The sequence below is a fragment of the Planococcus sp. TJ-307 genome (assembly GCF_058268435.1).
In genome coordinates, this window is record NZ_JBZDOJ010000002.1 from 576,537 (window position 1) to 597,296 (window position 20,760).

Sequence of the window (20,760 nt, forward strand, 5' to 3'; positions counted from 1 at the left end):
AGTATAAAGAGACTTTATGACTGTGAGATGACTCGGGGAGTGACAGTTTTGTCACTTTGCAACATACACAAAAAAGCAGGGTCATTTAAACTACCTGCTTGTAGAATTTAATATGAAAAACCGTACCTGTCTCCGGTTCGCTCTTCACTTCAATATCTCCTTGTTGGCTCGTGATGATGCTATAGGCCATCGCAAGGCCAATGCCGACGCTGTCATCGTTTGCATTGCTGCCTTTGTAGAAACGTTTGAAGATATGCGGCAAGTCCTGTTTTGATATGCCGCTTCCATTATCCGTTATGATGATTTCAGTAAAAAGAATATTCTCCTTGTAACGAACAGACAGCTTCTCACCAGGTGCGGTATGTTCAACGCAGTTTTTCAAGATATTGATCAGTGCTTCAGCAGTCCAATTCAGATCTCCTGAAAATGCAGTAAGCTTGTCTCCTTGGATATCTAATTGCTGCATTTTAATATCCATCGGCACCATTAAGGGCGCGAATGCTTTTTCGATGAGCTCGGCAACTAGTATTGGCTCTTTTTTGAAAGCAATCGTACCGGCATCAATTTTTGATAACTTGAGAAGAGACGAAACAAGCCAGTCCATCCGTTTCAACTGACTGTTCAAATTCCGAGTAAATTCAGTACGTTTTTCATCATCAATTCGATTGTCACTTAACAAATCTGCCATAATCATCATGGAGGTGAGCGGCGTTTTTAGTTGATGAGAGATATCAGAGATGGCATTCGTCAGCTTATCTTTGTCTTTGTGGAGTGTGTTACTTTGTTCTGATAACCTTGTTGTTACTTTGTAAATTTGGCTTTTGAGCAAGCTCAATTCACCTTCAGTATTGTCTCGAACATCCAATTGATAGTCGCCATTACTGATCTTTAGCAGATAGCCTGACAGCCTGTCAATTTCCCTGTAGCGCCACCATGTGAACACCCCAGTAGTTGCAATCAATACGATAGAGATGGCAAACACACTCCAACCGGCTGCAGCTGAACCCCATACAGCTGCAAGCAACACCCCAGCAAAGCTTAAAAAAACTAGTACAGTAAAAAATAGCTGAATTTCGCGATTTCGCAACAAGCTCAATCACCTGCCTTGTAGCCCATACCTCGGATGGTCTTGATAAGAGTAGGCTGTCCGGGATCGGCCTCAAGTTTTTCACGCAGCCGCTTGATATAAACCGTCAACGTATTGTCATTGACAAAATCTCCGCCTACATCCCAGATCTGATCGAGCAATTGAGCTCTTGTGATGATCTGACCGGCGTGGTTAGTAAAAACCAATAACAACCGATATTCTAAAGCCGTTAAAAAAATTTCGTTGCCGCCTTTTCGTACTTTCCCATTCACTGTGTCCACTTGGACATCTCCCAGTTGCATGACGGATTTGGACGGACTTTTATGCTGGTAGCGGCGCAATACCGAATTGATACGGGATTGAAGTTCGCGTATGCGAAATGGCTTCGTAATGTAATCATCGGCTCCCATGTCCAACCCCATAACCACGTTCACTTCATCATCAAATGCTGTCAAAAAAATGACGGGAATGTCCCGCTTTGCCTTAGCCAGCTTGCATAAATCATAGCCACTTCCATCCGGCAAAGACAAATCAAGCAAACATAAATCAATGTCGCTAAGCTGTTGTTCGATTGCCGTTTTTGCTGAAGCTGCTGTATGACACAAAATTGTATGGAAACCTTCTTGTTGAAGCGAATATGTTAATCCGGAAGCGATGGTGCGATCGTCTTCGACAACTAGGATATTCATGTGTATCCCCCTATCATTTCACTTGAAATTCGCAAATTAAAAAGCATGTATCGTAAATTCCTAACGAATCTACGATACATGCTTTTGCTTTCCGTGACTAGAGGGCTATTTTTGTTTTGAAGCAATTCATTTAAATTTCACTGATACTCGGAATCCTGAACAATTATCTATTTCCAATAAGATAGTTTACGTTCTCCAGAAAAGTGAAAAGACTTTAAAAATAGTGTAGTTACTTTTAACCTACTTTAAACAAGGAACATTTTCACTAATAGAAAAATAAAAAAATGTTTTTTTGATAAAATTAAAACTTTTAACAAGGTCAACAAGTCATTTATAGTGTTGAAAAAGAATTTATAATAAATCGATGTACCTAAAAATGATCTCAATTACTTATTTACGAATTATTATAAAGATTTGATAATGGGAAACATGAAACTAGTTCAAAATAATCAAGAAGAATTTATAAACATATTAAGTATTTTATTCGGGTTGCTTTAAACAGCATACACCACCTGGGAGTTTATTTCTGGCGAAGCAGCGCCTAAAAAAGTCGGCGAAAAAACTTTTAATAATGGTGGCCTTGTGACCTACCCGCGAAAAGCAGCAGACATTCTCAGTGATTTCAACATGCACGATGAGTTTTATGTGACCGAAGCCCTCACTTCTCTGGATGCTGAAACCCTTGCTGCTATAAACAATGGGTATTTCCCATTTTCGGATTTGCGCTTGGAGATGCCGCAAGAAGAACCAGAAAAAGCTGCACCAAAGCCCTACTTTGTTAAAAATTTTGATAACAAGACCTGGTATTTTGGGATAGATATAACGTATTCAACCGCTCATGACAGCGATAAGGTTCAACACTTGGAAGTTTCGGCAGAAGTATTTGCAGATTATAAAACCATTGATGAACTTAAAACAGTGTTCGGCGAACCGATCGAAGTGAATTCGGATCTAGACAACAGTAAGACCTATTATGAGTTTGTTTTGAAGGACTACGTGATTTCCGTTCTTCGCTATAAAAAAGATACCGAATGGGACACGTTGCAGATCACATTAAACGATGATTAAGCAACAAGTAATACCAAGATTCCTCATCCCGTTCAAAATCGATTGAATGTTCACTTTGTCATCACATGACTTTATCAAGAGCTAGAACAATTGCCTGCTAAAAGCAACAATGAATCCGATCTATTCCTTCGAAAAAATCATTCCACTATAAGAAGGGACAAGTAAAACTTTATACTCATTAAATTAATTAGATACATAGAATTAAATATATATTTTTAATTTAGTATATTTCTACTACTTTTCCTGTAGTATAGAGAGACAGTCTATTCTTAATTTTCCATATTATTACTTTATATTTATTTTAATTTTAAAAATTTACCTTAATAAAATAATTTATAGTCCAAATAAAAGATAAACCACACTTGAATGAGAACCGTTGCACAGAAAATTAACCTAAATTTGTTTATAGAAAGGAAGTTTACAACATGAAAAAAGGTCGCGCTCTTCCTTTTTATCAAGCATTGATGACAGCGATACAAGATATGGTATTTATCGTCCAGATTGGAAATGATGACGCTTTCACTTATGTCTTTCTGAATCAAGCCGTTTTTGACCGCACCAGCTTAACTCAAGCAGCCATCGGCAAAACCTTTCAAGAAGTACATGACGACGAATTGGCACATGTACTGACGATGCAGTATCGAAAGGTGCTCGCCACTCACAAAATTGTCATGTATTCAGACTCCTATATGTCGCCGGAGGGCAATTCTTCCTTTTCCGAGTCTACCTTAACTCCTTTCGTTGAAGGCGATGGAAACTGCCGGTACATTATCGGCGTGGTCAGAGATACCACCGGCGAACGTCTGGCAAAACTCGAGAGCCAGGAAGCATGGAGACGCATTCTGGAGAGCCGTTCCCGCTACAGGTCCTTATATAACAACAACGCAGATGCCATCCTGTCTCTTGACCTGGCCGGCAAGATTCAGGCAGGCAATTCAACTGTCGAGCAGCTGACCGGCTTTTTGCCTGAGGAAATTACTGGCGTAGAATTCCAGAATTTTTTTTACGAATCTGACGCTGCATTACTGAAAGATTACTACAGTCAGGCAGTGAACGGACATGTCGAAGGGTGTCGAACTAAGTTTCGCGGAAAAATGAGACATTTGATAAGCGTGTCCATCCAGTTTGCGCCCATTGAAGAAGAAAACGCCATCGTCGGCGTTTATGCCGTCCTGCGGGATATGACGGAAATTGATCACCTCATCAGCCAATACGCCGAAAGTGAAAATCGCTTCCGCATCATTGCCGAAAATGCCCATGATGTCATTGTCTTACGGGATGACAAAGGAGAGATTTTGTACGTCTCCCCTTCCATCAAAGATGTCTACGGATTTCAGCCGGAAGAATACATGGACAAACCCTCTTTTCATACCGTTCATCCAGAAGATATTTCACAGGTAAGGGAAATTTATGCGCAAGCGCTCCAAGAAGCGAAAAGCTATGTGATTGAAATCCGAATGGAACACAAAACCAAGGGATGGCGTTGGTCGGAACTTCAGGGAACCCCGATTTTTAATGAGCAGGGTGCCTTTGTCCATATGCTGACTATGACACGGGACATTACGCTCCAAAAAGAATACGAAACGAAACTTCATTATTACGCCTATCACGATTCGCTGACGGGGCTGCCCAATCGGCGCTTTTTCAAGCAGCGGCTAACCGAAGAAATTGCTGCTCAACAGCCATCCGGCAAAACTTTAGCGGTCATCTTGCTGGACATTGACCATTTCAAACAAATCAACGACCAACTGGGCCATGAAGTTGGCGATGAGGTAATCGAGGAATTTGGCAAACGTCTCACTCAATCACTTGAAGAAGGTGATATGGCTGCCCGCCTCGGTGGCGATGAATTTGTATTGCTGCTGCCAAGCGTCACGACAGGCGAAGCAGCGAAAGAACTCGCACACGACATCCAATTGGCCATGGAAGCCCCGTGGACGCTTGAGAAGGGCCCAGCAAATGTTTCAGCCAGCATGGGCATTGCATTGGTTTCTTTAGAGGGCGCCACGGTGTCCTCCATACTGAAAAAGGCCGATTTGGCGATGTACGAAGCCAAAAAAGCCGGCAGAGGCACCTATCGCCTTCAAAGTCTTGAAGGAGTCAACCTGAGCACTGGTGATAACAGTCCATTTGTTGGACAACCGACTAAAGAAACTGCTAACTCTTATGAATCAAACCTTTGACGAAGTTAGAAAATGAGCGGAACGATAAAACAAATTTCACGTAAGAAAAAGGTGTTTTATTTTGAACTACTGGAGGACAAAAAACAGGCACTCCAATAAAATTGAACACGCTCAAACAGATATAGTAATTTGATAGGAATGAGGGTGTCTTAATGAAAAAGAATTATGGACAAATTCAGGAGTGGATTAACACCCTAGATCAATTCCTTATTGCCATTGATGAAAATGGAAAAATTATTAAGGTAAATCAAGCATGGGTTAATTTTTGCATCGAACACGAAATAAAAGATGGCCTTTGGAAAACTGGAACGGATTATTTTGAACAATTGGAGCGCCGGGGCAAAACAGATGAACAAAACCTCATTAAACAAGTAATGGCAAATGACCTACCTGAACATAGGCAGATGCATCCCTTTCTTTTGGGCAATGGAGAAACTCAATGGCTGCAGGTGACTGTCCGCGGGATTCAGTTAGATTCCGAACACGCTAGAGGAGCTGTCATCTATCTCAAACCAATAACCTTCCATTCTGAAGAGAAAATTACTGCTGAAATTGTTTTAGAAAGCATGACAGATGGTTTCTATTTGTTGGACGACCATCTGAATGTCATTTACATGAATGAAATTGCAGAAGAGCTGCTTAAGGTTAAAAGAGGAGTCGCAGCCGGGAGAGGGATTTTTACACTCTTTCCGGAAGCTTTGGACTCCTTTTCACATCACTACAACCGTGCTTTGACCGAACAGACCATCATCGAGTTTGTCGATTATTACAAACCGCTGGATAAATGGTTCCTGGTGAAAGCCTGTCCTCTAGAAAAAGGCGGTTTGTCCGTCTATTTTCAGGATGTAAGCGAAAAGAAAAAAATAGAAGCTCAATTAACAGAATTTGCGTATTACGATTACTTGACCCGCTTGCCAAATCGTAAGCTAATTATCCAAAAGATACAGTCTTTACTGGAACAAGGAATCGATTTTTCTATTGTCCATTTGATGGTTGATAACTTGAACTTCATTAATTCCATTTACACCTATGACGCAGGTGATACCATCATGAAAAAAGTGGCTGATGAACTGAAAGAGCTCGTCAGCGAATCCTGCCACATTGGACGCTCTGATAGGAATGAATTTTTGATCGTTTGGAAGCAGCATCCTGACGAATTATATGAGGAGCTTATAAAAAAAATTGAACTTATATTCGCCAATCCCTTCTCTTTAGATCATGCTCAAAAGGTTAACGTTAGTACCAGCGTTGGCATAGTCAGCCACCCAGTTGATGCCATTACAGTAGATGCCTTGCTTTCCAATGCAGAGATCGCCATGAGCGAAGCGAAGCTTTCCCCTGGTAATTCCCATATCTTTTTCAGTCTGGAAATGATCACTCTGCGGAATCGCCGGGTATTGATTGAAGATGGGCTCGACGGCGACTTGAAAACAAACGGATTTTATTATACCCTCCAGCCGCAAATCGACGGGCACACTGGCAAAATTGTGGGTGCAGAGATTCTATCGCGCTGGTCTCACCCGACGCTCGGTGAAATCTCCCCGCTTGAATTTATCAAAGTAGCCGAAGAATCTGGAAAAATTGTGTTAATGACCTCTCATCTGCTCAACGAAGTTTTTACACAGATGAAGGAATGGGAAAGGCTATACAGATGGAATTCACCGGTAGCGATCAATATGACTGCGTCACTTCTAAGCAATTCGAACTTCTTCGAACATTTCGTTGAATTAATGTCCGAGTATAAAATTAATCCAAAGATGATTGAAATCGAGATTACCGAACAGGCAGAATTGACCTATTCACCTAAGATATTGGAGAATTTATATCTATGCAAGTCGAAGGGAATGTCCATCGCCATTGATGATTTTGGCACCGGCTTTTCGATGATTTCCTATTTGACACACTTCCCCATCAGCAAAATCAAAATCGACCGGTTTTTTGTGCAAAAAATTGGCCAGGATGTGAAATCGGAATCCGTTTTAAAATCTCTGATTTATCTGGCTAGAAGCATTGAATGTGACCTAGTGGCTGAAGGCGTTGAAAATATTGAAGAAGCAGACTTTCTTCTGACTAACGACTGCAGTATTTTTCAAGGCTACTTGTACGACAAGCCAATGAAAGTTACCGACTTTGAAACGAAATACCTGAAGAATAAACACCTATTTACACCATAAGACCAGCTCCTTGAATAAAGTACCCGATGATGGAATAGAGTTCGTCATACTTAAGTTTTCCGATTCTACAGCTCACAAGGGTTGGTATTCTTATCTATTTCCATAAAAAAACTGCACCTCCATTGTTAGATTGGTGTCTAACAAGTTCGGTGCAGTTCATCGAAGGCTGTTTTTTTTTTTATAAATTAGCAACTATTTAAACACAGGGTCCTTCTTCAGTTCCGAATTGCATATTAGTGAGTCAAGAAATCGGAATGTACATGGACCGATTCAAATCAAAGCACTGCTATTCTTTACTTTCCAACTCTTAAGAGCTTGTTGGTATACATGTTTTTATCTGCTTTTTTAAAGACTTCTTCAATATCACATTGCTCATCATATTTAGTGTCATAACCAAAAGAAACCGAAATACTAATAGAGCCGACTTTTTCCAGCAATGAAATTTCATTGATGCGTTTGCTGATTTTTTTTGCTTCCGAAGAATCTGTGTTAGGCAATAAAATAACAAACTCATCTCCCCCGATTCTGCAGATAATGTCATCGATCCGGCAGCCTCTTTTAATTACTTCTGCAGATTTTTTCAGCAATACATCACCCATGGAATGTCCAAAAGAATCATTGATTACCTTTAAGCCATTTACATCTCCAACAAGTATCGTCAAAGGCAAATTTTTGATCGTATCAAGTCTTTTTAACTCTTCTTCATAAAATCTTCTATTATATAAACCTGTTAATTGATCATGGTAGCTAAGATAGAGAATTTCTTCGTTTTGAAAAACAAGTTCTTTGTTTGCATTTGTTAACTCTATCGCACGTTTATCCTTCTCTTTATTCTGAAAAACCAACTCTTTGTTCGCAATAATTAATTCGGCAGCACGGTCAGCCTTTTCTTCCGTTTGAAAGATAAGTTTTTTATTTGCGACAATTAACTCGGCTGCGCGGTCAGCTTTTTCTTCTGTTTGGTAAGCAAGCTCTTTATTTGCAATGATTAGTTCTGCGGCACGATCAGCTTTTTCCTCCGTTTGAAAGATCAGCTCTTTGTTTGCAATGATTAACTCTGCTGCACGATCTACTTTTTCTCTGGTTTGAAAGACAAGCTCTTTATTTGCAATGACCAACTCTGCTGCACGCTTGTCTTTTTCTTCATTTTGAAAAACCAGTTCTTTGTTCGCAATGACTAACTCTGTTGCGCGTTTATCTTTTTCTTCATTTTGGAAGATAAGTTCCTTATTTGCGATCACCAACTCCGCTGCGCGGTCAGCTTTTTCTTTCGTTTGATAGGCAAGTTCTTTGTTCGCAATGACTAATTCTGCTGCGCGCTTATCTTTTTCTTCATTTTGAAAAACCAGTTCCTTGTTCGCGATAATTAACTCTGCTGCGCGCTTATCTTTTTCTTCATTTAGAAAGATAAGCTCTTTGTTCATGATGATTAACGCTGCTGCAAGTTCAGCTTTTTCTTCGGTTTGAAAAGCAAGTTCTTTAGTTGCAGTGATTAACGCTGCTGCGTGGTCATTTCTTTCTTGTACTTGAAAATAAAAATCATTTGTCATTTAGTATTTCGCTCCAATTTTACAGGGTTCTCCTGGTTGATAAGTATTTTGTACAATACTTGTCTACTTATTAATTTTTATTGCTTAGAATAAAACAATTAGTTGTTTTGATAGATTCCTTTTAAAATTTCACGAGATGGAGATGCATAAAGAACTAGACCATTTTTATCAACCACATTAATGGCGTTGCTAATATTTTCCACCATTAACCGGTAATTGTTTTCGCTGTGCTGCAGGGCTATCTCTGCGTGCTTCCGTTGTGTGATATCGATGCAGGTTGCGATGACCTCCACAACCTTTTTCATTCTTTTTATCGGGCGTAAAATCACAAGATAGTATACTCCATTTTTCTCACCTTCGTAAGAAATATTTTGTTCCCCTTTCCAGGCCCTTCTATAGTTCCGCTCGATATCTTTTGCTTTTTCATTAGAAAAAATCTGCGAGAGTTCTTTGCCGATCACCAGTTTAGGAGTCAATCCGATTCGATAAAGTAGTTCTCCATCGCAAAGGGTATGAATGAATTTCCCATCTTTGTATTTAAACTTAAAAATGATGCCGTCCTGTTGTCGAATGGTGTCTTGCAATTCTTGCTTAGTCAGTGTTAATTCTCTTTCCAACCATAAACTTTGACTTATTCCAGGCGTAAGTCCATGATTTCTAATGCTCTCGTGTAAATCAGAAAAATTTTGTTCTAAACTTTTCGCAGGCAGTGGTTTACTTAACAAATAACCTTGAACTTCATCACATAAATTTTCTTGAAGAAAATCCAAATGTTCTTTCGTCTCCACACCTTCTGCAATTACTTGAATGCTCAAATGATGGGCCATCGAAATAATTGTTTTCACGATGGTCCCATTATTTGGATCAAGATGGCAGTCACGAATAAAAGACTGATCTATTTTCAGCCGGTCTATGGGAAATTCTTTCAAATAAGACAACGAACTGTAGCCTGTGCCAAAATCATCGATACTAATTGTTATACCGACTTTCTTTAAGGCATGTAATTTTTTAATGGAACTTTCAACATCCATTGTCATACTCTCTGTAATTTCAAGATCAAGATATTTGGGTTCTAAATCTGTTTTAGCTAATACTCTTTCCACAACTTCAACGATATTTGTTTGTGAAAATTGCCGAGAGGAAAGATTGACTGATATCGCCATTGGAGGAAATCCAGCTAACTGCCATTTTTTATTTTGTGCACAAGCTGTTTTCAATACCCATTCCCCAATTGGAATAATAAGCCCCGTTTCTTCAGCAATGGGAATAAATTGGAGAGGAGAAATCATTCCTTTTGTTGGATGATTCCATCGAATTAAAGCTTCATTTCCAATATACTCTCCCGTACTTAAATGAAGTTGTGGTTGGTAATGAAGTGTCAGTTGGTCAAGTTCAATGGCTCTATAGAGTTCCATTTCAAGCTCTAAACTTTCTCGGGTTTTCTCGTCCAAGTCAGACGTATAAAAGTGGTAACTGTTATTTCCGTGTTTTTTTGCATAATGAAGAGCAGAATTCGCCATTTCTAACAATATCTCAATAGTGTTACTGGTTTTGGAATACATGCTGATGCCTATACTTGGATTGACATACATATCGTGGTGAATATTTTTTAAAGGTTGAGCTATGATTTCTAAAATTATTTTTGCTATAGTTGTGGTTCGTTTAAAATTTGTATTCGTCAAGAGAATAACGAATTTGTCTTCTTGCCACCGCATTAAAATACTATCTTCACCCAAAACCGTTTTTATTCGTTCGCTGGCAAGAAGAATAATCGCATTGCTCGATTCTTGTCCCATAGAGTCTCTAATATTGTTCATTCTTTCTAATTCCAACAACAAAATAGCAGTTTCATTTTTGTCATCTACCAACTCTTTTAATCGTTTATTTAGGAAATTGCTATTCGGTAATCCAGTTAAGTAGTCTGTATAATTTAGGTGTTGTATGGTTTTCAATTCCTTCCATCCGTTATTAATTCTCTGAGAATAGGCCCTGATGCTTTTTTTAATTTATTTGCAAAGAACAGTTTTGTTTTAGCAAATGAAGTAAGTAATACCATGATGAGTGACAATAAAAATGGTGAAACCTACCAATGTAGAACTAATATGTGTTCTAGCATGTTATTAAACTCCTCTAGTAACATTATTTACATAGTAAAACTATTTATTAAAATTGTATTATTTAACATTTTTATAAATAATATAGTATGTAAAAATTATAATACCACTAATAAAGACCTATAAAGTTATATTTTATGAAAATTTTAAAAAAATTTGTTTTTCTGTGTCACTTACTCCCTATGCTATAAGAAAAAGCCTTATCTGATGGGGACGAAGCCAGTTAGATTATGTCATTCCATTATCCAGCATTAAAAAGGAAATTAATGGAGCATCAGTTAAGTTCTCCAACAAGAAACAAAAAGTATGACAAGCTATAGGGAAGTTTTATGAATTTGGATTTGATTAAGTTCGTATAGAAACAAGTCTAAAGTTTAGAGAAACTGAAGGAATGCCAACATACACGAAAAGATTTATTTACTTTTACATACATATTGCCGGTGCGCCTTTTACAAAAGGAAATTTCTGAAAACCAAAAAAGGGAAGGAACTTATTGTTAAGTTCCTTCCCCTTTGACAACACCACACAAGTTTTTTCTAAAAAGCTGTTTATAAAGCAGAAACATCAAAACTTCTTCCGTTTTACAGTTTTTTTGCCTGAAAGTTTCCCGATTCATAATATTCGTGGTTTTTACTTTCCGGATCGCCTCAACTAATGAAACTCCGCCATTATTAGTACTTCTTTATCAATGGACACGTTGGAGAATACCAATTATGTAGTGTTCCTGAGTTGATAAACTACTGAATCTTTTTAGGAATACCGTCTAAGAAGAAGTATCAGAAATGGTTAATAAATCGTAAACCAAAGCAAGAAAAATAGACGCAACTATAAAAATTAAGAAAGTATGAGTGTTAAAATACTGGTTGTTTACAAAGATAGAAAAAGGCGAAGTGATGCTATTTAGATAATCTATATCGACTAAACCTGTTTGTTCGTTTAGTACGCTTCTTATCACTTCTTTATAATCTTCAACTCTTTTCTTTTGGTAAACAAGAGCCGTTATTAAATAAGTTAAGGTGCCAAAGAGACCCACTATAGAAAAACGAGTGGTAACTGAATAAGCACGAAATATTTGTTTCCATAAAACAATCACAACAATTAGAATTGGAATCAGAGGTACCGCAAGCAGCAAAGCGGGATTACCATTTCCAGATGAAGTTCCTGGACTAACTGTCATTTGATTAATTAGCATAAAAACAAAAAAGGAAATCGCATATAATATTAATAAAGTAATAAGTGCTTTTTTCAATATTTGCCACCTCTTTATTCGAGTGTCCTTTTCTGGGGAAAAACCCAATTTGGATCGCGTATTTCCGTTCGGACACGGTTCATAATCTCATTGAATTGCACTTGCTTAGTCTTTTCATTGTAATAATAACAATTAGTTACAGACGGCTGTACTTCTTCAGAAAATTTCAGATTGATTAATGATTTGTTCAATTGTGCTGCATGCCACAACCAATCTTGAATCTCTTCATCATGTAGATTTTCTTCGGTGCCAATCAACAGAAAAAAGTAACTATCCCGGACCGGTGAAGGTCCAACCATTGTTAAAACATACTCTTTCGCGACTCGCGCATCTTCTGGCGTTGCGAAGGAAATATTGTTTTCTTTAAAAAAAGTTTTGATCTCAGAAATAAGCGATGCATCTTTTTCTGTATGGGCAATAAACACATCGGATTTTGGCCATTTAGCATAGTCTTCTTCCCATTTCGTTAGCTTCAACTCCATAAAATTCACTCCTCACTTTCGGATATAGCTGCCCATAGGCCGTTCACCATCAAATCCTTCGCCATTGTCGATGACACCCAGTTCCTTCACGAAATAATACAAAATCAGGATATATTCCTTTAAACTTTGGGCCAGTACAACCCTCTCGTCGTACTCATGGTCGACAGAAATAATTTGGCCATACGATCCGTTAATATCCGGGTCAAGGTCAATGGCAGTAAAATTGCCTCCTCCATCATGATGGAAGGGTATCTTATTCCCTAACATAAAGGTATCTTTCACATATCCTGCGGGTATAGATTTTACAGGTGCTCTAACACCTTCATGTTTTACGGATTCTTTCACTTCAACCAGTATTTCTTCCAGTGTCATCAAAGGGTACCCATTGAGATGCCCATAAGCAACTCCCACTGCTTCAATAAAGTCTAGCCATTGCCCTTCATCTTGCCCATTGCAAAGCTGATATAAGGTTACAAACTCATCCGCTGATTCTTTTCTCAATAATTCCAGTACCTGTAAACACGTTTCTTTGGCATTGCCGGGATTCAATGGAATCAAATATTGCTGGCATATGTCATTTAAAAAGTCATCGTATTCTTTCCAGATCGATTGAAAACTCTGACTTTGGTAGCCATCAATAAAGGCTTTTAATCCTGGAACATCGATATAAACTCCATACGTATCGTCAGAAGAAGATGGTTCGTTCCTGTAGTCCGAAACACTTCGTTCAAGCGGCTCGACTTTCCGCCACACTGCTACATGTTCTTCTTCTAAATCCACTAGCAAATAACGAACCAAATAATTGCCATGTGCATATTCAGACAGCCGATACTGAATGGACTCCTTTGTTTTCGGATGTATATGTTCCATTTCAGCTTTGCTGGCAATATTAACGAACTTATCCGAAAACGGATGCGGCATATCAGCTGTGAGAAGAATACCATTTCTACCTGCAAACATTTCAGTGGATTTGTAATAATAGTGTAGCCTCCAACCTTTGTGCATCATTAGTGAAACACCTCTTTCTCACTCGATATAATAATCTTATTAAAAAAATCAGATTTCGCGAAAATTTAATAAGCTCCTTTAATTCAAAATAATTTATTAGGCAGATAAACTTAAATATCTGATTATCATTAATGCTAAACTAATATCACCTAACTTTGAGAATGCGCGATGTGTTTGACAATGAGTGATGTGATATTAAGGAAATACACTTGAAAACCAATTTAAAAAGGAGAATTTTTATGCAAAAGCCCTTACTGTTGCTTCTGTTATTTTTTGTTTCATTGGTACTTATTAGCTGTAATGATGATTCAGTAGATCAGCCCACTAACGATGAAAACATTGGAAACCCAAATCCTAAGGAACGATTAACAAAAAATCCAGATGCGGACATTATTATGGTTGATGATCTTACTTATATAAATGTCGAAGATATCGGTAGAGAATTTTACCGAGAATTAAAATTAGGAAAAAAAGCTCTTGAAATTAAAACTCAAACTGATGACGCTGACGATTTTGAAAATGGGACAGCTTCCAAGCTGGCTGTAGGAACAGCAATCTATGAAGCAGCTAGCCCAAACCAAGGGTATATAGCTGTAGTTAATAATGAAAAAAGATTGTATGTAATAATTGCTGAAGGTTAATGACTGAAGTGTTAATTTCATAAATTCGCGCTTCAACCTCATGAAATGATTCTTTTTCGAGCCATTTAGTGTCTACCTTTATTGTAAATACAATTTAAGGTGAAGTAAGTTGCATTCAAACGTCATCAGAAAAAAGACTGGCGACTTCGGATGTTATTAACTTAAGTGACTTTGTGAATATAAATAAGTAAGAAATCCGAAATCGTGTCTGCTTCAGGAGTATTCTTTTAATACGGGTTAGTTCGAAAATGCCCCTTTGCAACATGCTTCTTCAGTTCTGCCAAGAAAAGCTCTTGTTCTTTTGGTGAGATTTTTACGCTACCCATTATGGCGGAGCTGTAGAAAATTTCGATCCCTTCCTTCGAAGACAAAATCCGGTAACCTGTGAAAATATCAGAAGTAGGTGAGACGCGAGTGATCTCATTATATGGAATCTGGCTTCTAATCGGGCCACCTTTGACGAATAAATAATCCGAGTGGAAAATATATTTGATGTCGAACATAATCCACAGCATAAAAATGAAAGTTAAAACAAAAGTTCCAATGAGAAAAACTGCCGCCATCAGAGGTATATTATCTTCAATAAAGAAAGGCCAAAAAATACTAACGGCCACGACCAACAAGGCAAGTCCGTTCATTATGAGAAAGAATCGGTCAATCTTTGAACGAAATTCCATTAGAGTACGTCCCTCCCTTGTTCTAAGGTCGAATAAAACCGTGATGAATATACGAGTTTCGATGGTTAAAAGATTCACCAAAAAATCTTTTTCATTATACCAAAATACTCCAATATCGTTTACTCCGTTTTATTTTGAATTAAAACCAAAACCTTTCTCAAAACTACACTTTCATAAATATAAAGGCAGGTGATGCGTTTTGAATAGCCGCTGCTCTGCCTTCTCTGGTTAATTAGCTTCTAATAAATTCTTGTATGTAAAATGAAGCTGACTAGAAGTTTATATGTTTTTAAATTTTTTTTAGAAAAGTTGCACTTTTAAATCGTCTATGTATATAATCAAGTTAATAAAAGTTAACCGGTTAAGAAAGGAGTTTAATAAATGGAGCAACAATCGATTTTTATTCTGGAAACGTACGAACAATTGAAAGTCATCAGTGATCCACTGCGAACCAAAATGCTCATTCATTTAGTGGAACAGCCTCATACGGGACAGATGCTCGCACAAGAACTCAACCTTTCGCGTGCTAAAGTTCTCTATCACCTTCGGGAATTAGAAAAGTATGGAATCATTCGGTTGGTCCGGAAAGAAGAGCGAGGGGGAAATATCCTGAAATTCTATCAGGCGGTCGCCAGAGGGTTTATTCCAGCGGATCATCTGCTTACGTATGTGGAATCCAAGGAAGCCACACGTCAGTCATACCTGGAAGTTATCGACCGAGCTAAAACCAGGGTGCTGACGGCACCTGATGAATCATTCGAACTGCATTCCTCCAACGTCGAAGAATGGAATAACCTATCGCTTCAAACCGAATTTACGGTAAGTCAGAAAAAATTTGTGGAATTTACCCAAAAATACCGAGAACTCTTGGAGACGTTGAACGAAGAGGACGAGGAATCCGACAAACAGCATTACTACCTGATGACCACGGCTTTCCAGATTGAAGAGTTATTGTTTAGGAAAGAGAAGTAAGCGGTTGAAAGGAGAACTCCCATGGCAATTGACCAAGTAGCCGAAGCGACCGTACAGGAAAAATCGGTTCCAAATCTGTTCAGCAATCGTTCGTTTATTTTCCTCTGGCTTTCCAGTACCGCGTCTTTCCTGGCCTTGTCAACGTATCTGTTTGCAGAACAGTGGTACATCATCACTGTTCTGGAAAAAGAGAGCCTGCTGGGAATCGTCATGATGGCGACCATGGTGCCGCGGATCTTGTTCATGACGCTGGGCGGTGTCTGGGCTGACCGATTCCGTCGGTCGCGTATCATGTTGATCTCCAGTTTCGTACGCTGCCTGTTGGTACTAGGCATGATTTTACTGCTGCAACTCAGTTTGTTGGAATTGTGGGCACTTCTTCTTTTTGCTTTATGTTTTGGCATTGTCGATGCTTTTTTTTCACCTGCAAATACGTCGCTCCTGCCATCGGTCGTGCCGAAAGAAGCACTTCCTAGGTCGAATTCCTTCATTCAAAGTTCCAATCAAATTGCTCTTTTTTCCGGTCCGATGTTGGGCGGATGGGTGCTTTCTCTCGGGTCGTTCAGTCTGTTATTCGGAGTAATTGCTGGCTTCTTACTGCTGACGTTTCTGTTTTCGTCGCTCATTAAAGAAGAAAAAAGGCCAGTAGTTGCTGACCGGTCCTCCACGAAATCGGAGCTGAAGGAAGGATTTTCGTATGTATGGGGAATGCCCTTCCTAAAAAACATGTTGGTGATTTTAATCTTCATCAATTTTTTCTTTTTCGGTCCGCTGCTAATGGGGATTCCTTTGCTGGTGGATAGTGTCCTTAAAGGGGAAGTGTTGGATTTAAGTTTTCTGCAAAGTTCGTATCAAGGCGGGATGCTGGCCGGAGCCATTCTGGTAGGTATTCTGAATCTGCGGGAAAAACGAGGTTTGACCATGTTGGTGATGATTGGCATTTTGGGCGTTTGCTTAACCTTCCTAGGGCAAATTGGGTTCCTGTGGCAAGGAATTCTATTGCTTTCGCTCATGGGTATTCTTTCTTCTTTTATCAATGTCACACTGATTTCTACGATCCAGGCACAATCCGACCCGAATAAAATCGGGCGTGTCATGAGCTTGGTCAATGCCTCTTCAAATGGGCTTGTTCCCTTATCTTATGCATTTGTGTCGTTGGCTCTTGTGATGCAGTTCACGATATCAAACGTGATGCTGCTGTGCGGTATGCTGATTCTCTTGATTTCTTCCATCTATCTCTTACGCTCTAAAGTTGTCAGAAATGTAGATTAGAAGTAAGCAAGATAGCCAAATTCTTCACACTTAGACAACCCACACCAATAGAAAGAAAGGACTTTTCAATGCACCTTCTTCCCTTTCTGCATTTATAGTTTCTAAATTTTGGCCGCTTCTAATATGTACTGATAGGTAATCCTGTATGATGTGTTTTCGCACTCCGAAATAGGTCATGAAATGATATTTTTTAGTTGGCGCGGCTAATCTTACTCATCACTCAATAACATGAAGATCACTGCTTGCTTCTATCTAGGTAATATGCAAAACTATTTTAATTTGATAATGAGAATTCGACTTGATGTGGAAACCTTCAATCTATCATTGGAAGATGCACGGGAAATGGTAAACAGGCTCAACTTAGAGCCGGATAGGGAGACACTGATGATTGATGTAAACAATGAAACCGTCGGAAAAATTCGCATACAACGAGAAGATCGCCAAGTATGGATTTTATTCTTCCTGCACACCAGGATAATGGTATAGGAAGAAACGTACTACGAAACATCGTCAAACAGCAAAGCGAAGCTGGCTATTTGGTCCATATTGACGTGGAGACGAAGAATGTTCATTCCTTAGGGTTATACGAGTCAATTGGTTTTAGAGTCATCCACGCACAGGATTACTACTTGTACCGGGAGTAACATCAAATAGAGCGTTCAAATAGAAGACCTGTAGAGTGTTCAAAACACCTGCCTGTTTGGTCGATTGTTTCCTGAATTCCATCTCGAATCTCGTGCTGGAATTTAAGCCGATGTGGTTTGTATCCCGCCCCTTCTGTTTGCGAGTATTCTTTTAAAATGTCTCGGGTTAAATCGTTGCACGGCTGCAGTTCATGTTCACTTATTACTTTTCCCGCCTTCTTAAGAAGTTCCTTAAGTTACCTATCTTTCACAACTTACTTCTCCCTCAATCCATTTTTTATTCGAAGAACGCCAAATGTCTTTTTCATCTTTGTACCAGGTCAATCGGTCAATAAAGTTCCTTATATGAAATTCAAATTTATGGCCATTTGGAACGGAAAACAGCTTTTGAACTATAGGCTTTATTCATAAGCGATTTTAATTTTAGCCTTCTGTTAATTCTATTAAAGCCGCTACGACAAAATCCGGTCGATCCAAATGGATTGAATGTCCTGCGTTTTTTGCAAACTTAACTGTGCTCTTTTTCGAAAGTTTTCCTTGTTCGAGTATCAATTGCTGCCACATATTTTCCAACATCAACAGTTCCGACTCAGGCAAACCTCTGCTGACACCTTCTTGAATTACATGGTCTTTGTCGCGGCCGATGGCGATAAGTGGAATATCATGAAGCGTACCCAGGTTTTTAATCGTTTTTGCATCCAGTTTAAAGTTTGCGAATTCGGATATCATGGCTTTGTACAAATTCGGCTTTTGCCGAAACCGAATTAATTGCTCTTGTATAGGCAAAGGCAGCTTTTTCTGGCTTTCAGTTAATTGGGGATGAATAATTTCTTTAAGTTCTTCCTCTTTCGTATTTGCATAGTTTTGATAATCTTCCAGCCAATTGTTGCTAGATGAATTCCCTCTTAATCCAGGAAGTTCAAGCTCATCCAGTCTTTCCAAGTCCTCAGATGTAGAATCAATTAAAAGCAATGCTCTTACTTTTTCAGGATGGAGTTTCGAAAAATGCTGTGCGCATAATCCCCCATAGGAATGTCCAACCAGAATGACCGGTTCTTTTATTTCCAACTTCTCTAAAAGCTGCTTCACCTCTTCAGCATTCGCCATTGTGGTACGTTCTTCTTCTCCTATGTCACTTTCACCTGATCCTGGACGGTGAAACATGATCATTTTATTCGTCTTACTCAGCTTTTCTACCACTCTAAACCATTCATCATACGAACAACCCATTCCCGGTAAAATAATGATAGGTACTCCATTCTTTCCTTTTTGAACGACTTCCATTTTTCGCTCATTGATGGTGATAAACTGGTTCATAGTTTTCGCTCCTTAGTAAGTCATGCAAACACAATAGTGTCTGACTGTTTTTAGTTAAGTTCAAAATTTTCGGGAGGGATATAGTTCGAATCTTGGTAACTCGACTTTCCATCACTCTCAGAGACGGATTTGAAATCAGCAAAAGAAGTAAATTCCTTATCTTCCCAAATCCAGATGCCTTCTTTTCCTGCCTCTTTATGAAAAACATTCTGTTTCATTTTGTTATTCTTACTGGTTAAAAAGTAATTTGCAATAAATATGCGTGATGGACCAGCAATTAAGGTGTTCTTCTCAATTGTATTTCCATTTGCATCATGCTGAATCAAGAGCTGTCCTCCACCCATCTCCTTCGTGTCATTCTGATACATCACATTTTGAGAAACAGTTGAATTTCGAGTTCCTCCACGTTCCTCATCGTAACCGCCAATTGATATTCCTGTAAAACGGTTTTCATAAATTTTGTTATTTACAATCTCGATATTGTCCGCATACTTTCCTTTGTGTTCGGAAGTCGCTTCAATGCCTATATCACTGTGATAGACACTATTTTCTTCAATTTTAATATTTTTTCCGCCATCTACATAAATCCCTCCAGCATTATATTCTTTGCCGTATGCCGGATTTTCATAAGTGGAGATGTCATGGACCGTATTTTTGGAAACTACTCCATTGCGTACAAAATCCACTCTTTCATCAGAAGAAACACCTTCATACCCGATCAAATCAATTCCGATGTTATCATTACTGCGCACGATATTTTGGCTCACATTAAATTCGCTCACATTACCATTTAAAACGAGCGCTTCACTGGCTCCGAGCTTTAAATTTTCTACGATATTGTTTGTAATTGCAATATGTTCGATCGGACCAGTTCCGTATACTGCAATGCCATGGCCATTTCCATCTTTTGCGTGAGTTTCGATCTGCTGAACATGATTATCCTTCAATGTAATGTGATTGCTGGAGCCGGTTACCAAAATCCCCATTACTGTTTCATTTGCCAAATCGGTTTTTAAATCTTTTATTAGCAATCCTTCAATACTAATGTGGCTTTTACTTTCAATAGTAACAATTGACGTATCGCCTTCTTCTCTTTTTGTATTTTCTCCGCTTAGTACAACCGTTTCATGATTATACGGTTTAAAAATAACTTCTTTAAAAAAATTTCCATTGTGTTGGATGACAAGTTGTTCCTTGTATATACCTTCACGGATATAGACAGTTGTTCCTGCTCTAGCAACAGAGGCTGCTTTTTTTAGTGTACGAAATGGTTCTGTTTTTGATCCCGTGTTTACGTCACTGCCATTTGTCGCTACATAAATTTCTGCATGCTCTTCCCCATTTATGTAGAGCATACCAAAAAATAGAATAAATAATGTCATGCTGCAAACCATCAGTATTTTTTTCATGTTCATCTCCATTTTGTTCATACTTTTTGTCACTTGTTATTAAGAAATTATATTCTATTAAATCTGTATAATTTGATTTTTGACTATTCACTCTAATATACTCGTCTAGCTTTTAACCATTCTTCAAGCATGTTTATCGGCTTAATTTCTTTAATTGTTTAATTCATCGCTCGAAACCAGCTTTTTCCCACAAAGTTGATCTTCTGCAAAACGAAACTCTTTTT

General features: G+C 38.6%; 17 protein-coding genes. 7 read left to right on the plus strand and 10 right to left on the minus strand.

Annotated features, from left to right (window positions below; genetic code table 11):
• Window positions 1-85: 85 nt before the first annotated feature.
• Together AC4EHK_RS09220 and AC4EHK_RS09225 are read right to left on the minus strand one after the other, a co-directional pair.
• Window positions 86-1,090, minus strand: coding sequence for a sensor histidine kinase (locus AC4EHK_RS09220; RefSeq protein ID WP_490978504.1), 1,005 nt, complete (start codon window positions 1,088-1,090; stop codon window positions 86-88).
• A 2-nt stretch (window positions 1,091-1,092) separates the two neighbouring features.
• Window positions 1,093-1,776, minus strand: coding sequence for a response regulator transcription factor (locus AC4EHK_RS09225; protein WP_490978505.1), 684 nt, complete (start codon window positions 1,774-1,776; stop codon window positions 1,093-1,095).
• Window positions 1,777-2,358: 582 nt separating this feature from the next.
• Here AC4EHK_RS09225 and AC4EHK_RS09230 point away from each other — a divergent pair.
• The 3 genes from AC4EHK_RS09230 to AC4EHK_RS09240 all read left to right on the plus strand — a co-directional run bounded on the left by AC4EHK_RS09230 (window position 2,359) and on the right by AC4EHK_RS09240 (window position 7,201).
• Entirely contained in the window at window positions 2,359-2,844 is a 486-nt protein-coding gene (locus AC4EHK_RS09230; protein ID WP_490978506.1) for a hypothetical protein, read from the plus strand.
• A 425-nt stretch (window positions 2,845-3,269) separates the two neighbouring features.
• Window positions 3,270-5,027, plus strand: coding sequence for a sensor domain-containing protein (locus tag AC4EHK_RS09235; RefSeq protein WP_490978507.1), 1,758 nt, complete (start codon window positions 3,270-3,272; stop codon window positions 5,025-5,027).
• Between the two features lie 152 nt (window positions 5,028-5,179).
• Window positions 5,180-7,201: a putative bifunctional diguanylate cyclase/phosphodiesterase gene (locus AC4EHK_RS09240; RefSeq protein WP_490978508.1), complete on the plus strand. Its 2,022-nt coding sequence runs from the start codon at window positions 5,180-5,182 to the stop codon at window positions 7,199-7,201.
• A gap of 293 nt (window positions 7,202-7,494) precedes the next feature.
• On the opposite strand, the gene AC4EHK_RS09245 is transcribed toward AC4EHK_RS09240, so the two are convergent.
• The 5 genes from AC4EHK_RS09245 to AC4EHK_RS09265 all read right to left on the minus strand — a co-directional run bounded on the left by AC4EHK_RS09245 (window position 7,495) and on the right by AC4EHK_RS09265 (window position 13,604).
• Window positions 7,495-8,751, minus strand: coding sequence for a GGDEF domain-containing protein (locus tag AC4EHK_RS09245; RefSeq protein WP_490978509.1), 1,257 nt, complete (start codon window positions 8,749-8,751; stop codon window positions 7,495-7,497).
• A gap of 98 nt (window positions 8,752-8,849) precedes the next feature.
• Complete coding sequence (locus tag AC4EHK_RS09250; protein WP_490978510.1) at window positions 8,850-10,703, minus strand: EAL domain-containing protein; 1,854 nt, start codon at window positions 10,701-10,703, stop codon at window positions 8,850-8,852.
• A gap of 925 nt (window positions 10,704-11,628) precedes the next feature.
• The gene (locus tag AC4EHK_RS09255; RefSeq protein ID WP_490978511.1) at window positions 11,629-12,114 is read right to left on the minus strand and encodes a hypothetical protein; all 486 of its coding nucleotides are present in this window, start codon (window positions 12,112-12,114) and stop codon (window positions 11,629-11,631) included.
• A 14-nt stretch (window positions 12,115-12,128) separates the two neighbouring features.
• Complete coding sequence (locus tag AC4EHK_RS09260) at window positions 12,129-12,596, minus strand: hypothetical protein (protein ID WP_490978512.1); 468 nt, start codon at window positions 12,594-12,596, stop codon at window positions 12,129-12,131.
• A 12-nt stretch (window positions 12,597-12,608) separates the two neighbouring features.
• On the minus strand, window positions 12,609-13,604 hold the full coding sequence (locus AC4EHK_RS09265; protein ID WP_490978513.1) for an SMI1/KNR4 family protein: 996 nt from the start codon (window positions 13,602-13,604) through the stop codon (window positions 12,609-12,611).
• Between the two features lie 239 nt (window positions 13,605-13,843).
• Between AC4EHK_RS09265 and AC4EHK_RS09270 the strand changes: the two genes are divergently transcribed.
• Window positions 13,844-14,245, plus strand: coding sequence for a hypothetical protein (locus AC4EHK_RS09270; RefSeq protein WP_490978514.1), 402 nt, complete (start codon window positions 13,844-13,846; stop codon window positions 14,243-14,245).
• Window positions 14,246-14,472: 227 nt separating this feature from the next.
• Here the strand turns inward: AC4EHK_RS09270 and AC4EHK_RS09275 are convergent, their stop codons facing one another.
• A complete protein-coding gene (locus tag AC4EHK_RS09275) occupies window positions 14,473-14,922 on the minus strand; it encodes a PH domain-containing protein (protein ID WP_490978515.1) in 450 nt (149 codons plus the stop codon).
• A 381-nt stretch (window positions 14,923-15,303) separates the two neighbouring features.
• Between AC4EHK_RS09275 and AC4EHK_RS09280 the strand changes: the two genes are divergently transcribed.
• The 3 genes from AC4EHK_RS09280 to AC4EHK_RS09290 all read left to right on the plus strand — a co-directional run bounded on the left by AC4EHK_RS09280 (window position 15,304) and on the right by AC4EHK_RS09290 (window position 17,810).
• Window positions 15,304-15,894 (plus strand): ArsR/SmtB family transcription factor, encoded by a 591-nt coding sequence (locus AC4EHK_RS09280; RefSeq protein ID WP_490978516.1) that lies wholly within the window; start codon window positions 15,304-15,306, stop codon window positions 15,892-15,894.
• Between the two features lie 21 nt (window positions 15,895-15,915).
• Window positions 15,916-17,166 (plus strand): MFS transporter, encoded by a 1,251-nt coding sequence (locus AC4EHK_RS09285; protein ID WP_490978517.1) that lies wholly within the window; start codon window positions 15,916-15,918, stop codon window positions 17,164-17,166.
• A gap of 446 nt (window positions 17,167-17,612) precedes the next feature.
• The gene (locus AC4EHK_RS09290) at window positions 17,613-17,810 is read left to right on the plus strand and encodes a GNAT family N-acetyltransferase (protein ID WP_490978518.1); all 198 of its coding nucleotides are present in this window, start codon (window positions 17,613-17,615) and stop codon (window positions 17,808-17,810) included.
• 423 nt (window positions 17,811-18,233) lie between these two features.
• Here AC4EHK_RS09290 and AC4EHK_RS09295 read toward each other — a convergent pair whose 3' ends face one another.
• Window positions 18,234-19,127: an alpha/beta hydrolase gene (locus tag AC4EHK_RS09295; RefSeq protein ID WP_490978519.1), complete on the minus strand. Its 894-nt coding sequence runs from the start codon at window positions 19,125-19,127 to the stop codon at window positions 18,234-18,236.
• Between the two features lie 50 nt (window positions 19,128-19,177).
• On the minus strand, window positions 19,178-20,536 hold the full coding sequence (locus AC4EHK_RS09300) for a right-handed parallel beta-helix repeat-containing protein (RefSeq protein WP_490978520.1): 1,359 nt from the start codon (window positions 20,534-20,536) through the stop codon (window positions 19,178-19,180).
• Window positions 20,537-20,760 lie beyond the last annotated feature (224 nt).

Excerpts from the sequence above, each read along its gene's own strand:
- AC4EHK_RS09225 (WP_490978505.1), bottom strand. The coding sequence starts at position 1,776 with ATGAATATCCTAGTTGTCGAAGACGATCGCACCATCGCTTCCGGATTA.
- AC4EHK_RS09235 (WP_490978507.1), top strand. The coding sequence starts at position 3,270 with ATGAAAAAAGGTCGCGCTCTTCCTTTTTATCAAGCATTGATGACAGCG.
- AC4EHK_RS09240 (WP_490978508.1), top strand. The coding sequence starts at position 5,180 with ATGAAAAAGAATTATGGACAAATTCAGGAGTGGATTAACACCCTAGAT.
- AC4EHK_RS09245 (WP_490978509.1), bottom strand. The coding sequence starts at position 8,751 with ATGACAAATGATTTTTATTTTCAAGTACAAGAAAGAAATGACCACGCA.
- AC4EHK_RS09260 (WP_490978512.1), bottom strand. The coding sequence starts at position 12,596 with ATGGAGTTGAAGCTAACGAAATGGGAAGAAGACTATGCTAAATGGCCA.
- AC4EHK_RS09265 (WP_490978513.1), bottom strand. The coding sequence starts at position 13,604 with ATGATGCACAAAGGTTGGAGGCTACACTATTATTACAAATCCACTGAA.
- AC4EHK_RS09270 (WP_490978514.1), top strand. The coding sequence starts at position 13,844 with ATGCAAAAGCCCTTACTGTTGCTTCTGTTATTTTTTGTTTCATTGGTA.
- AC4EHK_RS09275 (WP_490978515.1), bottom strand. The coding sequence starts at position 14,922 with ATGGAATTTCGTTCAAAGATTGACCGATTCTTTCTCATAATGAACGGA.
- AC4EHK_RS09280 (WP_490978516.1), top strand. The coding sequence starts at position 15,304 with ATGGAGCAACAATCGATTTTTATTCTGGAAACGTACGAACAATTGAAA.
- AC4EHK_RS09285 (WP_490978517.1), top strand. The coding sequence starts at position 15,916 with ATGGCAATTGACCAAGTAGCCGAAGCGACCGTACAGGAAAAATCGGTT.
- AC4EHK_RS09290 (WP_490978518.1), top strand. The coding sequence starts at position 17,613 with ATGGATTTTATTCTTCCTGCACACCAGGATAATGGTATAGGAAGAAAC.
- AC4EHK_RS09295 (WP_490978519.1), bottom strand. The coding sequence starts at position 19,127 with ATGAACCAGTTTATCACCATCAATGAGCGAAAAATGGAAGTCGTTCAA.
- AC4EHK_RS09300 (WP_490978520.1), bottom strand. The coding sequence starts at position 20,536 with ATGAAAAAAATACTGATGGTTTGCAGCATGACATTATTTATTCTATTT.